This is a genomic window from Geodermatophilus aquaeductus (assembly GCF_900182545.1).
GTDB classification, from domain to species: domain Bacteria; phylum Actinomycetota; class Actinomycetes; order Mycobacteriales; family Geodermatophilaceae; genus Geodermatophilus; species Geodermatophilus aquaeductus.
In genome coordinates, this window is record NZ_FXTJ01000001.1 from 99046 (window position 1) to 114509 (window position 15464).

Sequence of the window (15464 nt, forward strand, 5' to 3'; positions counted from 1 at the left end):
CGGCCGCGATGGCGGACCTGGAGTTCACCCGCGGGCTGCACCACCTCGGCGACGGCTGTCACGCCTGGCTCGAGCCGGACGGCAGCTGGGGCTGGAGCAACGCCGGGCTGGTGGTCGGCTCGGACGAGTCGCTGCTGTTCGACACGCTCTTCGACGTCCCGATGACCCGGGCGATGGTCGAGGGGATGGCGGAGGTGACCGCGTCCGCCCCGATCCGGACGGTCGTGAACAGCCACTCCAACGGCGACCACTGGTTCGGCAACCAGCTGTTCCCCGACGCGCGGATCGTCGCCTCGTCGGCGACCGCGCAGGAGATGCAGCACGCGGGACCGGAGCTGATCATGAGCCTGCGGGACGCGCCCGGTGGCCCCGGGCGCTTCGCCCGCGAGATCTTCGCGCCCTTCGACTGGACCGACTGCAGTCCGCTGCGCCCCACCGAGACCTTCGACGGGCGACGGGTCCTCGACGTCGGCGGGGTCGAGGTGCAGCTCCTCGAGCTCGGGCCGGCGCACACCGCCGGCGACAGCGTCGCGTGGGTCCCCTCCGCCGGGGTCCTCTACACCGGGGACCTGCTGTTCATCGGGGGGACGCCGATCATCTGGGCCGGGCCGCTGCGCAACTGGGTCCGGGCCTGCGACACGATGCTCGAGCTCGACCCGGTGCACGTCGTCCCCGGGCACGGACCGGTGACCGACACCTCCGGGATCCGGCAGGTGCGGGACTACCTCCTGTTCGTCGAGGAGGAGGCCACGAAGCGGTACCGGGCCGGGATGAGCCCGACCGAGGCGATGCACGACATCGCGCTCGGGCGCTTCGGCGAGTGGGCGGAGTCCGGTCGCATCGCGCAGAACGTCATGGCGGTGTACCTGGAGCTCGACCCCTCGCTCGAGCGCCCCGACACCCGGGAGATCTTCGCCCGGGTGGCCGCCCTCGAGGGCTACCGGGACTGAGGCCCGCCCCTCCCCCACCGGCAGCAGCCCGCGCCCGGCGACGACCTCGCGGGCTGCTGCCACGGCGGCGTGCACGATCCGCGCGGGGACGTCGCCGCACCCGTGGGCGACGACGTGCCGCCGACCGCCGCAGTGCGTTCTCGGTCGGACCGGGCAGGATGGGGCCGTGGCCAGGCCCAGCATCGTCCCGATCGCGCTCACCGTCGACGACCGAACCGGCTACACCCTGTGGGCGCCGCCGTGGGAGGAGGACGGCGAGGAGTGGCAGGCCTTCCTCGGCACGTCCGAGGGTGAGACCGCCACGGTGCACCTCTTCCCCACCCCGGGTGCGCTGGCGGCCTTCTGCCGCACCAGCACCGACCACGACCTCGCCGACCACCCGGTCTGGCCGGTCGTGGCCGGGCTCGGCGCGGAGGACCTGACGCCCGACGACGACCACCGCTACGACCTCGACGGCGTCTACGACATCGCCGCCGAGAACCCCGACCGGTGGGCCGTCGAGGAGCTCGCGGCCACCATCGACATCGTCAGCCGGCTGGCCGAGTGCCTGGACAGCGGCGGCGTCGAGGACGAGGACGGCGCGACCCCGGCCCGCGCGCCCCGGGACGCCGACGCCGACGCCGACGCCGACGCCGACGCCGACGAGGACGCCGACGAGGACCTGGCCGACGACGACGAGACCGAGTTCCCCGCGCTGGCCGAGCTCGTGGCCCGGCCCGAGATCGGGTCGCTGGGCCTGGGGGTCGAGGCGTTCGTCGGGCGCTCCGGCGAGGACGCGTGGATCGGCGTCGGCGGCGCGCTCGACGATCTCTGGGAGGACGTCCTCGAGGAGCTGTCGGCGCACCTCGACTGGACCGGCGCCGGCACGACCACCCTCGAGGCGTACCCCTCGGCGAGCGACGAGGACGACGACACCGATGACGAGGACACCGACACCGCGGCCACCGGCACTCCCGCCCGCGGGGCGGAGGCCACCGTCGCGCGCGGCTCGGACGGCTCGGGCGACCGGCCGGCCGCGGGATCCACGGCGGCCGCGCCGGAGGAGGCGGCGACCGCCGGGGTGAGCACCATCCGCGGCGGCAGCCGGATCACCGCGACCCCGGCCGCCGTCGCCGCGGCCGCGGAGTTCTGGGAGGCCGTCGGCATCCTGCCGGTCGAGCTGGTGGTCCCCGAGGGCGCCGGGGTCACCCTGCGCTGCTACGTCGACGACGTCGCCCGCTTCCTCGGCCGGGACGGGGAGGTGTATCTGTTCGACACCCCGGCCGACCTCGCCCGCTTCTGCGCCGGCGACGAGCAGCACGACCTCACCGAGATCGCGTCCTGGCCGGAGGTCACCGACACCGACACGATGCCGCTGCCGGCCGAGCAGGACCGCTACGACCTCACCGAGCTGTCGGAGGTGCTCGCCGAGGTCGCCGACGGCGCCGCCGGCCTGGTCGACCACCGGGCCTTTCCCCAGCCGGTCGAGGGCGTGCGCGACGTCGCCGAGTACGCGGGCCTGGCCCGCGTCGACGAGCTGCTGGCGCCCACCGCGCCGCTGGGCCGCGCCGTCGCCCGCGCCGAGCGCGAGCCCGAGGCTCCGCTGCGCGCCGAGGACGCCGCCCCGCTGCGGGCCGCCTGGGACGAGGTCGTCGCGCAGGTCAGCGGAGCGCTGGTCTTCCGCTCCTGACGCTCGTGCTCTGCCCACGGTCGTGGGCAGAGCACGAGCGGGCACCGGACAGCACAGCGGCCGGCCCCGGGAGTCCCGGGACCGGCCGCTGGCCGTCGGCCCCGTCCCGGCTCCCACCCTGAGCGTGCGAAGGGTGGGGAGGACGGGGTCCTTACTCAGTCGCGCGCGGGTGCGGGGCGGTCGGACCGCCCGCCGCGCGAGCCCTCGCCGGGCCCGCGGTACCGGTCGCGATCGCCGGAGGGACGACGCGGACGGTCGTCGCGGCGACCGCGGTCGCCCTCGCCGTAGGGGCGGCGGGGACGGTCGCCGTCACGGCGCGGACGCCGGCCGCCGGGGCCGCCGTGCGGACGGCGCGACTCGCGGGCCGGACGCTCGATCGGCTCCACCGGCACGCCGCTGGCCACCAGCTCGGTGATCGGTTCGTCGCCGGGCCGGATGCGGTCGACGCGCGGGTCGACCTTCGCCTGGCGGAACCGCCGCTTGGCCTGACCGACCTGGTCGGGCAGCAGAAGCGAGACCACGACACCGGCGGCGCCGGCGCGGGCGGTGCGGCCCGAGCGGTGCAGGTAGGTCTTGTGGTCGGCCGGCGGGTCGTAGTGCAGGACCAGCGAGACGTCGTCGACGTGGATGCCACGCGCGGCGACGTCGGTGGCGACGAGCACCGGGCTGCGGGCGTCCATGAACGCCTCGAGCGCCCGGCGGCGGGCCGACTGCGGCAGCCCGCCGTGGATCGCCTCGGCCTTGATGCCGACGGCCTGCAGGTTCTCCGTCAGCCGGTCGACGCCGAGCTGGGTGCGGGCGAAGACGATCGTCCGGCCCGGCCGCGCGGCCAGCTCCTGGGTCACCGGCACCTTGTCGCGGAAGGCGACGGTGTAGGCGAGGTGCTCGGCCGGCGGGGCGTCGTCGCCGGCGCGCTTGACCTCGTGCCGCGCCGGGTCCTTGAGGTAGCGGCGGACCAGGCTGTCGACCTCGCCGTCCAGCGTGGCCGAGAACAGCAGCCGCTGGGCGTCGGGGCGGGTCTGGTCGAGCAGCTCCTGCACGACGGGGAGGAAGCCGAGGTCGGACATGAAGTCGGCCTCGTCGATGACGCTGATCTCGATCTCGGCGAGGGTCGCCTCGCCCTGGCTGATCAGGTCCTGCAGCCGGCCGGGGGTGGCGACGACGACGTCGACGCCGCGGCGCAGCTGGGTGATCTGGCGGTACATCGAGGCGCCGCCGTAGACGGTGGCGAACTGGACGCCCATGGCCTGGCCGAGCGGGGCCAGGTTGTCCGAGACCTGCTGGGCCAGCTCGCGCGTGGGCACGAGGACCAGCGCGCGGGGGGCACGCGGGCCGCGGCGGGCGGTGAGGCCGAGGCGGGCCAGCATCGGCAGCCCGAAGGCCAGCGTCTTGCCGGAGCCGGTGGCGGCCTTGCCCAGCACGTCGCGCCCGGCGAGCGCGTCGGGCAGGACGGAGGTCTGGATGGCGAAGGGAGCCCGGATGTCGCGCCGCTCGAGGGCGGTGACGAGCGGCTGGGGCAGGCCCAGCTGGGCGAAGGTGGGGCCGGTCGGCTCGGGAGCCGGCGCGGGGGTGTTCTCGGGGTCGATCAGGGTGTCGACGACGTCGACGGGGTCGATCAAGGACATGCGGGTGTGGGACTCCGATACAGCTCGGGCGCGTCCCGTGGTGGTGGGCGGGCGCCACCCCTGCAACAGGGCTCGGCGTCCTCACGGCGGCCACCGGCCCGGACGGGGCGGTCGGCCTGCACGGATGCGCTCATGCCCGGACGGACCGTCCGGGAGGATGTCCGGCGAGTGCCGGCGCTTCTACGGTAGCAGCGCAGCTCACGCCGCCATTCCGGCTCCCGTGGTGGCCGTGCTCACCCCGCGCGCAGGGTCTCGTACCCCGGCCGCACGACCTGGGTGAGCAGGCGGGTCCGCTCGGCGTCGTCGAGGAAGGCCGCGGCCAGCGCCCGCTCGGTCACCGTCTGGACGTCGTCCCACGTCCAGCCGTGGACGGCCGCGACGTCGGCCAGCTCGCTGGTCACCGAGACGCCGCTCATCAGCCGGTTGTCGGTGTTCACCGTGACGGCGAACCCGAGCGCGTGCAGCCGGGCGACCGGGTGCTCGGCGAGGGAGGGGTACGCGCCGGTCTGCACGTTCGACGACGGCGCGACCTCCAGCGGCACGCCCGCGTCGAGGACCCGCCGGGCGACCGGGCCGAGCGGGCCGTCGACGGGGACCTCGTCGGCGATGCGGACGCCGTGGCCGAGGCGCTCGGCGTGGGCGCCGTCGAGGGCGGCCCGGATGCTGTCGATGCCGGCGGCCTCCCCCGCGTGGATGGTGCGGTGCGCACCGGCCCGGTCGAGCAGCGCGATGGCCTCCGGGTGCCGGTCGGGCGGGAAGCCGATCTCGGGCCCGGCCAGGTCGAAGCCGACGACGCCGGCGTCGCGGTACCGCACGACGAGGCCCGCGACCTCCTCCCAGCGGTCGTTCTGCCGCATCGCGCACAGCAGCGCTCCGACCGTGATGGGCGTGCCCGCGGCGGCGGCGTCGGCGCTGCCGGCGGCGAACCCGTCGAGGATGGCCTCCACGGCCTCCTCGATCGGCGTCCCGCCGGCGGTGAGCAGCTCGGGGGCCATGCGGACCTCGGCGTGGACGACGCCGTCGGCGGCGAGGTCGAGCGCGCACTCGCGGGCCACCCGGCGCACGGCCTCGGGCCGCTGCATCACGCCGACGGTGTGCGCGAATGTCTCCAGGTAGCGCACCAGCGAGCCGGAGTCGGCGGCCTCCTGGAACCAGGTGCCCAGCTTCCCGGCGTCGTCGGCCGGCAGTCCGCGGTAACCGGTCTCGTCGGCGAGCTCGAGCACCGTCTGCGGCCGCAGCCCGCCGTCGAGGTGGTCGTGCAGGAGGACCTTCGGAGCGCGGCGGATCGAGTCGGCGTCGAGCGGTGCAGGCACGCCTCGGACGTTAGCTTGAGCAGTCAGGCCCTTCGTCGTGCGGCCAGCCGAATGACTGCCCAGGCTACAAGCAGTGCACAACAAGCGCCGCCCAGGACCCAGGCGACAGTGGCTAGTGCGAGCGGGATGTCGATCTCGTCCGACCAAGGACCGCGGACGAGCACGGTTACCGCCACGGCGATCCCCAGAGCAAGCGCCACCATGGCCAGCGAGTCGGCCAAGCCGACCCCCGCGTTCCAGTTGTTGCGTTGTCCAAGACGCCCTGTCGTGGAGAGGTCCCGTAGACGTCGCGGGAGAAGGACCAGCCCGGCAAGACCGAGCGCAGTCGTGAAGGCACCCAGGACCACGATCAGGACGATCAACGGAACCGTCTCCACCACCGCGCTCGCGACGCCGTCGGCATTCGTTTCTGCCGCGTTGACGAGCCGAGCCCACTCCGACGGCAGAGCAACCAGGGACAGAACTGCGCCGGCGAGTGCGCAAGGAAGGCCGAAGAAGATCACGCTGAGCGTCTCGGCGAGTTCGGATCGCGTCCCTGCCGCTGGATCCTTGTCCGGGACCAGCTGGCGGTATGCGTAGCCGGGCAGGCCGACCACAGCGAGGATCGCGAGAGCGACGATCGAGTCAGGCACACCCCAGTGATAAGGCCGTTGCGTCTCGGAACTGGTGAGGCGCGCTGGTGCCGATCATGAGGCTGGAGCGAGCCGTCGTCACCGCGTGCCGCGCTCCTGCCAGCGGAAGGTCAGGACGCACAGCACCAGGCCGGCGACGCACCAGGCGCCGAGCACCAGGGCCACGCGGCCGAGCTCCCACGAGCCCGCCGGCTCCTGCGCGGCGAGCGCGTCGGGCAGGAACACCGAGCGCAGGCCCTGGGCCATCCACTTGAGCGGGAACAGGGACGCGACCGTCTGCATCCAGACCGGCACCTGGCTGAACTCGAAGAAGACGCCGGAGATGAACTGCAGCACCAGCGCGATGGGCGTGACCGTGGCCGACGCCGAGCGGCCGTTGCGCGCCAGGCTCGACACGGCGATGCCCAGCAGCGTGCACGCCGCGGCGCCGAGCCCGGCGACCCAGGCGAAGGTCAGCCAGTCCGCCCCGGAGGGCAGCACGACGTCGTAGAAGCCGGCGCCGATCACCAGCAGCAGCGCGATGATCAGCACCGTGACGGCCAGGACCTGCACGACCTTGCCGACGAAGTAGGCGCTGCGCGGCATCGGGGTGCCGTACAGGGACTTGAGGGTGCCGTCGGCGCGCTCGGTGGCGATGGAGATCGCCATGTTCTGCAGGCTCGCGCCGAGGATGCCGGCGGCGATCACCCCGGGCACGAAGTACTGGATGAAGGTGACGCCGCTGCCGAGGTCGTAGTCCAGCACCGCCCCGAAGACGACGAGCAGCAGCACCGGGAACACGAGGGTGAAGACCACCGACTCGCGCTGGCGGAAGAACTCCTTGCACTCCACCCCCGCGCGGGTGCGGTAGACGGCGCCCAGCGAGGGCAGCGCCGTCCTGGACGGGTCCGTCGTCCCGGTCGTCGACACGGCGCTCACGCGCGGTCCTCCCCGATCATCTGCAGGTACACGTCCTCGAGGGTCGGCCGGGCCACGGCCAGGTCGGGCACCTCGCCGGGGAAGCGCGCGGCCAGGTCGCGGACGAACGCCGTCGGGGTCGCGGTGGCCTCGGAACGCCGGACGCCGTCCTCGGTCCACCTGACCACCGCCGGAGCCCGGCCGCGCCCGCCCAGCTCCGCGGGGCGGGCGACCTCGGCGAGCCGGCCGCGGGCGATGACGCCCACGCGGTCGGCGAGCGCCTCGGCCTCGTCGAGGTAGTGGGTGGTCAGCAGCATCGTGGTGCCGAGGTCGCGCAGCGAGCGGATCAGCGACCAGAACTGCCGCCGGGCCTCGGGGTCGAAGCCGGTGGTCGGCTCGTCGAGGAACAGCAGGGCCGGGCGGCCGACGATGCCGAGCGCGACGTCGAGGCGGCGGCGCTGCCCGCCCGACAGCGTCCTGCCCCGCGAGCGCGCCTTCTCCGTCAGCCCGACCAGCTCGAGCACCTCGTCGGGGTCGCGCGGGTCGGAGTAGTAGGACCCGTGGGCGCGCAGCAGCTCGCGGCAGGTGAGCTGGCTGTCACCGGCACCGGACTGCAGCACGATCCCGAGCTGCGCCTTCCAGCGGCGCCCGCCCGTGGCCGGGTCGGTGCCGAGCACGCGCACCTCGCCGCCGTCCCGGTCGCGGAAGCCCTCGCAGATCTCGACCGTCGTCGTCTTGCCGGCGCCGTTCGGGCCGAGCAGCGCGAAGATCTCCCCGCGCCGGATGTCGAGGTCCAGGCCGTCGACGGCGGTCGCGGTGCCGTAGCGCTTCACCAGCCCCCGGACGGAGATGGCCGCGTCCGGGTCGAGCGGTTCACCGGGACGCGGGGCAGCGGTCGACGCCGGTACCGCGGACGTGCTGGTCACGAGGATCCAGTGTCCTCCCCGGTTGCGGAGCGGCGCCGACCGCCTCCCTCAGGCCGAGATGCGGTCCAGCAGCAGCGGGAGCGGCTCGTCGCCGGTGTCGATGCCGACCGCGCCCTCCAGCGCCTCCAGCGCCCGCGGGATGCGCGCGGCGTCGTCGGTGTGCAGCTCCAGGAGCGGCTGCCCCTCGGTGACCTGCTCCCCCACCGTCGCCGACCAGGTGACGCCGGCGGCGGCCGAGACCGGGTCCTCCTTGCGCGCCCGGCCGGCGCCGAGGCGCCACGCGGCGACGCCGAGGGCGTAGGCGTCGAGGCGGGTGAGCGTGCCGGTGGCCGGGGCGGTCACCACGTGCCGCTCGGCCGGCTGTGGCAGCGGCGCGTCGGGGTCCCCGCCCTGGGCGGCGATCATCCGGCGCCACACATCCATCGCCCGGCCGTCGCGCAGCGCGTCGGCGGGGTCGACGTCGGGCCGCCCGGCGCCGGTGAGCATCTCCCGGGCCAGCGCCAGCGTGAGCTCGACGACGTCGGCCGGGCCGCCACCGGCGAGCACCTCGACCGACTCGGCCACCTCGACGGCGTTGCCCGCGGCGCGGCCGAGCGGGCGGTCCATCGCGGTCACCAGCGCCACGGTGTTGACGCCGGCCGCCTCGCCGAGGCCGACCATCGTGCGGGCCAGCTCGCGGGAGGCCTCGGGGTCCTTCATGAACGCCCCGGACCCGGTCTTGACGTCGAGCACCAGCGCGTCGGCGCCCTCGGCGATCTTCTTGCTCATGATCGAGCTGGCGATCAGCGGGATCGACTCGACCGTCGCGGTCACGTCGCGCAGCGCGTAGAGCTTCTTGTCCGCGGGCGCCAGGTCGTGCCCGGCCGCGCAGATGACCGCGCCCACCTCGGCCAGCTGCCGCAGGTAGGCCTCCTCGTGGACGTCGGCGCGCCAGCCCGGGATGGCCTCGAGCTTGTCCAGCGTGCCGCCGGTGTGGCCCAGCCCCCGGCCCGACAGCTGCGGCACCGCCACCCCGCAGGCGGCGACCAGCGGCGCGAGCGGCAGGGTGATCTTGTCGCCGACCCCGCCGGTGGAGTGCTTGTCCGCCGTCGGCCGGCCCAGCGAGGAGAGGTCCTTGCGCTCGCCGGAGTCGATCATCGCCTGGGTCCAGACGGCGAGCTCGCCGGCGTCCATCCCGCGGAAGAACACGGCCATGAGCAGCGCGCTCATCTGCTCGTCGGGGACGGTGCCGTCGGTGTAGGAGCCGATCACCCAGCGGATCTGCTCGTCGGTCAGCCGCTGCCCGTCGCGCTTGGCGCGCAGCACGTCGATGGCGTCCATCAGCCCTGCCCCCGCTCGGCCGCGGCCACGAGGTCCTCGGGGCCGAACGCGTCGGGCAGCACCTCGCGCATCGGCACGATGCCCAGCGACACGGTCTCGATCAGCATGTCGGCGCCGCCGTGCTCCCACAGCAGCTGCCGGCAGCGCCCGCACGGCATGAGCGGCTGCCCGTCGCCGCCCACGCAGGCGACCGCGACCAGCCGGCCACCGCCGGTGCGGGCGAGGTCGCTGACCATCCCGCACTCGGCGCACAGGCCCAGCCCGTAGCTGGCGTTCTCGACGTTGCACCCGGTGACCACGCGGCCGTCGTCGACGAGCCCGGCCACGCCCACGGGGAACCGCGAGTACGGCGCGTAGGCGTGCGTCATCGCCTCCCGGGCCGCCCCGCGCAGGGCGTCCCAGTCCACTGCACCGTTCCCGCCCACCGGCCCCTCCGCCATCTAGTTCTCTCCTCGTCGGTAGACCAGGCCGTCGGCCTTCGGCATCCGCAGTCTCTGGGACGCCAGGGACAGCACCAGCAGCGTCGTGAGGTGCGGCGTGAAGGACACCAGGCCCGGCGGCAGCTCCTCGACGGTCAGGAACCCGACGAACGCGGCCGCGGCGACGACGGCGGCGATCCCCGCCGGCAGCAGCTTCCCGCGCCGGGCCTGGACGACGGCGATCACGGCCAGCCCGATCGCGACGAGCAGGAACAGCGCGACGACGGCCGACCGGCTGCGCAGCTGCAGGGCGTCGGTGTAGCCGAACAGCAGGGCACCGGAGGCGAGCCCGCCCGGCCGCCAGTTGCCGAAGATCAGCGCCGCGAGGCCGATGAACCCGCGGCCGTTGACCTGCCCCTCGCGGTAGATCCCGGCGATGAAGACCAGGAACACGCCGCCGAGGCCGGCCAGCCCGCCGGAGATCACCACGGCGGTGTACTTGAGCCGGTACACCGGCACGCCGAGGGAGTCGGCGGCGGCCGGGTTCTCGCCGCACGAGCGCAGCCGCAGCCCGAACGCCGTCCGCCACAGCAGCAGGTAGGACGCCGGGACCAGCAGGATCGCGACGAGCGTCAGGAGGCCGATCCCGCTGGTGAGCCCGCGCAGGACGCCGGCGAGGTCGCTGACGAGGAACCAGTGCTGCCGCTCCAGCGAGCCCAGCAGGTCGGGGCCGGAGGAGAGCACCGGGACGGAGAACGACGGCGGGGTGCCGTCGACCGGTGGCGACTGGGTGACGCCGCCACCGGCGGGGTTGTCGGTGTAGAGCGCCTCCGAGAGGAACCGCACGACGCCGGCGGCGAGGATGTTGATCGCCACACCGGAGACGACGTGGTCCACGCCGAAGGTCACCGTGGCCACCGCGTGCAGCAGCCCGCCGACGGCGCCGAACAGCAGCCCGCCGACGACGGCGGCGCCCCAGCCCCACTGGTAGCCGGCGAACCCGGCACCCCAGGTGCCCAGGGTCATCATCCCGTCGAGGCCGATGTTGACCACGCCCGCGCGCTCGGAGAACAGGCCGCCCAGGGCCGCCAGGCCGATGGGGACCGCCAGCAGCAGCGTCGCGGCGATGGTCGAGGAGCTGGTGAGCGCCTGCTCGCCGCTGATGACCCGTACCACCGAGAACAGCACCAGGACGCCGACGAAGATCCAGGTCAACCGGCGCGCCCGGCCGCCGCCGGTGAACAGGTCGGTCAGCGGTCCGCGGCTCGGCCGGGTGCCGCTCCCCGGAGGGGTCGCGACGGTGCTCACGTCGGGGTCCCCGCGGAAGCGTGGAGCGCCAGCGGAGCGCTTTCGTGGGGTGAGTTCATGATCCGGTCTCCTGCCGCTCGTCGGTCCGCTGTCCGCCGCCGGTCGTCCGGCTCACGCCGGCGCCGGTGCCCTCGCCGCCGTCTCCGGCACCACCGGGCGAGCCGGCGCCGGAGGCCGCCTGCCCGGGCCCGGTGCCGCCGTCACCGGCGACCGCGGCCGGCGCGGCCGAGCCGCGCTCGGCCGACCGGCGGGCCACCCGGCGGGCGATCTCGTTGGCGACGACGACGGCGAGCACGATCGTGCCCTGGAAGATCGTCACGACCGACGCGGGGAAGTCCTGGATCTGCAGGGGGACCAGCGACCGGTCGAGGAAGGCGAACAGCAGGGCCGCGAGGGCGATGCCGACCGGCTTGTTGCGGCCGAGCAGCGCGACGGCGATGCCGAGGAAGCCCAGCCCGGTGGTGAAGTCGGTGCTGTAGGCGTGCGTCGAGCCGAGCAGGTCGGGCATGCCGATCAGCCCGGCGACGGCGCCCGAGAGCAGCATCGTCTTGACGACCATGGCGCTGGAGTCGACGCCGCTGGCGCTGGCCGCCGACGGCGAGAGCCCGGCCGCACGCAGGTCGAAGCCGAAGCGGGTGCGGTTGAGCAGCACCGCGATGGCCACGCCGACGACGACCGCCACGACCAGGAACCCGAACAGCTGGCGCGGCGGGTTGGCCAGGCCGAGCAGGCCGAAGACGCCGTTGAGGCTGGGCATCCACCCGGACTCGGGGATCTCCGCGGTGCTGACGATCAGCGCGCCCTCCGGGCTCCCCCGCAGCGGGCCGGTCAGCAGGTAGGAGGCGATGCCCAGCGCGATGACGTTCATCATGATCGAGCTGATGACCTCGCTGACGCCGCGGGTCACCTTGAGCACCCCGACGATGCCCGCCCAGATCGCCGCCACCAGCATGGCCACGACCACGATGAGCAGCACGTGCAGCGGCCCCGGCAGGGCCACCGCGGCGCCGACGGCGGCGGCCAGGATGGTCGCCAGCCGGTACTGGCCCTCGACGCCGATGTTGAACAGCCCCATCCGGAAGGCGATGGCCACGGCGAGGCCGGCGAGGAACAGCGGCACGGCCCGGTTGAGGATCACGACCAGTGCGGTGACCTGCTGCGACGGGGTGTCGCCGAAGTCGAACATGACCGCGAAGACCTGGACCGGGTTCACCTGCAGGGCGGCCATGACCGCCGAGGAGATGACGAGCGCGACGACGACGGCGAGGACCGGCGCGAACATCGCCAGGCCGATCCGGCGGAGGAGGTTCACGCCGCACCCGCCGTCGTCCGGGCCCCGGTCATGTACCCGCCGAGCTCCTCGGGGGTGACCGCGGACGGGTCGAGGGTGGCCACCAGCCGGCCGCGCAGCATGACCTGCAGCGTGTCCGACAGACCGATGAGCTCGTCGAGGTCGGCCGAGATCAGCAGGATCCCCATCCCCTCCGCGCGGGCCTCCTCCAGGAGGCGCCAGATGGCGCCCTGGGCGCCGACGTCGACGCCGCGGGTCGGGTGGGCGGCGAGCAGCAGCCGCGGCGCGGCGCTCATCTCCCGCCCGACGATCAGCTTCTGCTGGTTGCCGCCCGACAGCGCGACGGCCAGCGTGTCCGGGCCGGGGGCGCGGACGTCGTAGTCGCGCATGATCCGTTCGGTGTCGGCCCGGGCGCCGCGGCGGTCGATGAAGGCGCCCTTCACCGCCGGCGGGCGGGTCTGGTGCCCCAGGATCCGGTTCTCCCAGAGCGGCGCCTCGAGCAGCATGCCCTGGCGGTGCCGGTCCTCCGGGATGAACCCGAGGCCGGCCTCGCGGCGGGCCCGGGTGCTCCAGGCGGTGATGTCGTCGCCGCCGAGCAGCACGGTGCCGGAGGCCAGCACGCGCAGTCCCATGACGGCGTCGACGAGCTCAGCCTGGCCGTTGCCCTCGACGCCGGCGATGCCGACCACCTCGCCCTCGCGGACGGTCAGCGTGACGTCGTCGACCGGCGGCCGGCCGGTGGGCGAGGCGACGGTGACCTCGCGCAGCTGCAGCACGGGGGTCTCGCGGACCGTGGAGGTGCGGATCTCCGGCGAGGGCAGCTCGCTGCCGACCATCATCTCGGCGAGCTGGTGGGCCGTCGTCGTCTTCGGGTCGGCGGTGCCGACGGTGGTGCCGCGGCGGATGACGGTGATCGAGTCGGCCACCCGGCGCACCTCGTCGAGCTTGTGCGAGATGAAGATGACCGTCAGGCCCTCGCGCTTGAGCTCGGCGAGGTTGCCGAACAGCTCGTCGACCTCCTGCGGCACGAGGACGGCGGTCGGCTCGTCGAGGATCAGCGTGGTGGCGCCGCGGTAGAGGACCTTGGCGATCTCGACCCGCTGCCGGTCGCCGACGCCGAGGTCCTCGACGAGGACGTCGGGGTCGAGGCCGAGGGCGTAGGCGTCGGAGATCTCCCGGATCCGGCGGCGGGCCTCGGCGCGGTCGAGGCGCACACCGCGGGTGGGCTCGCTGCCCAGGACCACGTTCTCCAGGACGGTGAAGTTGTCGGCCAGCATGAAGTGCTGGTGGACCATGCCGATGCCGGCGGCGATCGCGTCGGCCGGGCTGCGGAAGTGGACCTCGCGCCCGTCGAGCAGGATCTGGCCCTCGTCGGGGCGGTGCATGCCGTAGAGGGTCTTCATCAGCGTGGACTTGCCGGCGCCGTTCTCCCCGACGATCGCGTGCACCTCGCCGCGCCGGACGCGCAGCTCGATGTCGGAGTTCGCGACCACCCCGGGGAACCGCTTGGTGATGCCGCGCAGCTCCACGGCCAGCGGCGCGCTGCCGCCACCCGGACCGCCGCCGTCCTTGGTCAGGCCGGTCGGCGCGGGATCGCCCGAGGTGCCTGCTGTGGCCATGGTGGGCCCTTCCTGCGTCGCTGCGGCCCGCGGGTGTGCGGGCTCGCGTCCACTGTGCTGCACCGGGGCCGCGGGATCGACCACGCCCCGGCTGGGTGCGCGCCGCCGGACCCGGAGGCCGGCGCCGGTCAGGCATTCTCCCCGGCGCGGATGACGGCCGGGTGTCCCCCCTCACGACGACGGCGGGCCCGGGGGCGTGTGCTCCCCCGGACCCGCCGTCTGCGTGTGCTCCGCGGTCAGCCGGCGCGGTGGCCGGCCGGCGTCACGGGGTGGTCGGGACCTCGATCTCGCCGTCGACGATCTGCTGGCGGTAGTCGTCGATCGTGCTCTGGATGTCGTCGATGAAGCCGCCCGAGGTGGCCAGGCCGACGCCGTCCTGCTCCAGGTTGTAGACGATGTCCGAGCCGCCCTCGACGCTGCCGTCGACGTAGGAGTCGATGAAGGACGACACGGCGGTGTCGACGCGCTTGAGCATCGAGGTCAGGATGACCGCCTGCAGCGCCGGGTCGTCGACCGTCTGGTACTGGTCGGAGTCGACGCCGATGGCGCGCTTGCCGGCCGCTGCGGCCGCCTGGAAGACGCCCTGACCCGAGCCGCCCGCCGCGTGGTAGACGATGTCGGCGCCGGCCTCGTACATGCCCTGGGCGACCAGCAGGCCGCGGTCGGGGGCGTTGAAGCCCGAGAAGTCACCCTCCGGCGAGATGTACTGCCGGTCGATGATGATCTGCGGGTTGACCGCCTGGGCGCCGGCCACGTAGCCGGCCTCGAACTTCTGGATCAGCGTGGACTGCACGCCGCCGACGAAGCCGATGTGGCCGGTCTCGGACTTGGTCGCCGCGGCGACGCCGGCCAGGAAGGAGCCCTGCTCCTCGCTGAACAGCAGGCCGGTGAGGTTGTCGGCGCCGACGGTCTCGGCCGAGGAGTCGATGATCGCGAACGTCGTGTCGGGGTACTGCTCGACGACGTCGCCGATGACCTCGCCGTAGGCGAAGCCGACCGCGATGATCGGGTTGTAGCCCTCGTCGGCCAGCTGGGTCAGCAGGTCGGCGCGGTTGGAGGCGTCGGCGTTGGGGCTGAGGTCCTGGAACTCGCCGCCGTGCTCCTCGACCGCGGCCTCGAGGCCGACGACCGCGGCGTCGTTGAACGAGCGGTCACCGCGGCCGCCGGTGTCGAAGGCCAGGCCGATGCGCAGGTCCTCGCTGCCGCCGCCGGTGCTGCCGCTCCCGCTGCCACCGCCGCTGCCGGACTCGTCACTGGCGCAGGCCGCCAGGGCCATGCTGCCGGCCAGCAGCAGCGCTGCGGCCTTCATCTTCCGCGCTCGGCGCAAGACGATCTCCTCTCTGGAGGGAGCTGCCCGCACAGACGCGGAGGGCGCTCCCGTGGGTCCTGGTCGCGGCCGCCCGGAGGCGCCCGCCCGGACGTGGACGACTCGGGCACGCTAACCGCGCTCCCCGTCCGGGCCGCCATCCGTGCGGCGGACCGAGACGCGATCGTT

General features: G+C 74.2%; 13 protein-coding genes. 2 read left to right on the forward strand and 11 right to left on the reverse strand.

Annotated features, from left to right (window positions below; translation table 11 throughout):
* Positions 1 to 8: 8 nt before the first annotated feature.
* Complete coding sequence (locus tag FN207_RS00420; protein WP_142456448.1) at positions 9 to 950, forward strand: MBL fold metallo-hydrolase; 942 nt, start codon at positions 9 to 11, stop codon at positions 948 to 950.
* Between the two features lie 166 nt (positions 951 to 1116).
* Positions 1117 to 2619 (forward strand): hypothetical protein, encoded by a 1503-nt coding sequence (locus FN207_RS00425; protein WP_142456449.1) that lies wholly within the window; start codon positions 1117 to 1119, stop codon positions 2617 to 2619.
* Between the two features lie 155 nt (positions 2620 to 2774).
* Here the strand turns inward: FN207_RS00425 and FN207_RS00430 are convergent, their stop codons facing one another.
* From FN207_RS00430 to FN207_RS00480, 11 genes are all read right to left on the reverse strand, one after another.
* A complete protein-coding gene (locus FN207_RS00430; RefSeq protein ID WP_142456450.1) occupies positions 2775 to 4244 on the reverse strand; it encodes a DEAD/DEAH box helicase in 1470 nt (489 codons plus the stop codon).
* 233 nt (positions 4245 to 4477) lie between these two features.
* Positions 4478 to 5557 carry an adenosine deaminase gene (locus tag FN207_RS00435; protein ID WP_142456451.1) on the reverse strand — a complete coding sequence of 360 codons (1080 nt, stop codon included), beginning with the start codon at positions 5555 to 5557 and terminating at the stop codon, positions 4478 to 4480.
* A gap of 23 nt (positions 5558 to 5580) precedes the next feature.
* Positions 5581 to 6189: a DUF6338 family protein gene (locus FN207_RS00440; protein WP_142456452.1), complete on the reverse strand. Its 609-nt coding sequence runs from the start codon at positions 6187 to 6189 to the stop codon at positions 5581 to 5583.
* A 78-nt stretch (positions 6190 to 6267) separates the two neighbouring features.
* Complete coding sequence (locus tag FN207_RS00445) at positions 6268 to 7107, reverse strand: ABC transporter permease (RefSeq protein ID WP_246065648.1); 840 nt, start codon at positions 7105 to 7107, stop codon at positions 6268 to 6270.
* Positions 7104 to 8012 (reverse strand): ABC transporter ATP-binding protein, encoded by a 909-nt coding sequence (locus FN207_RS00450; protein WP_142456453.1) that lies wholly within the window; start codon positions 8010 to 8012, stop codon positions 7104 to 7106. Before FN207_RS00450 ends, FN207_RS00445 begins: the two co-directional genes overlap by 4 nt.
* Before the next feature lie 48 nt (positions 8013 to 8060).
* Positions 8061 to 9332, reverse strand: coding sequence for a thymidine phosphorylase (locus tag FN207_RS00455; protein WP_142456454.1), 1272 nt, complete (start codon positions 9330 to 9332; stop codon positions 8061 to 8063).
* Positions 9332 to 9772, reverse strand: coding sequence for a cytidine deaminase (locus FN207_RS00460; RefSeq protein ID WP_142456455.1), 441 nt, complete (start codon positions 9770 to 9772; stop codon positions 9332 to 9334). Before FN207_RS00460 ends, FN207_RS00455 begins: the two co-directional genes overlap by 1 nt.
* A complete protein-coding gene (locus FN207_RS00465; RefSeq protein ID WP_142456456.1) occupies positions 9773 to 11059 on the reverse strand; it encodes an ABC transporter permease in 1287 nt (428 codons plus the stop codon).
* A gap of 55 nt (positions 11060 to 11114) precedes the next feature.
* Entirely contained in the window at positions 11115 to 12371 is a 1257-nt protein-coding gene (locus FN207_RS00470) for an ABC transporter permease (RefSeq protein ID WP_142456457.1), read from the reverse strand.
* Positions 12368 to 13969, reverse strand: coding sequence for an ABC transporter ATP-binding protein (locus tag FN207_RS00475; RefSeq protein WP_142456458.1), 1602 nt, complete (start codon positions 13967 to 13969; stop codon positions 12368 to 12370). The genes FN207_RS00470 and FN207_RS00475 overlap by 4 nt, the downstream gene beginning before the upstream one ends.
* Before the next feature lie 262 nt (positions 13970 to 14231).
* Positions 14232 to 15296, reverse strand: coding sequence for a BMP family lipoprotein (locus tag FN207_RS00480; protein ID WP_246065649.1), 1065 nt, complete (start codon positions 15294 to 15296; stop codon positions 14232 to 14234).
* Positions 15297 to 15464 lie beyond the last annotated feature (168 nt).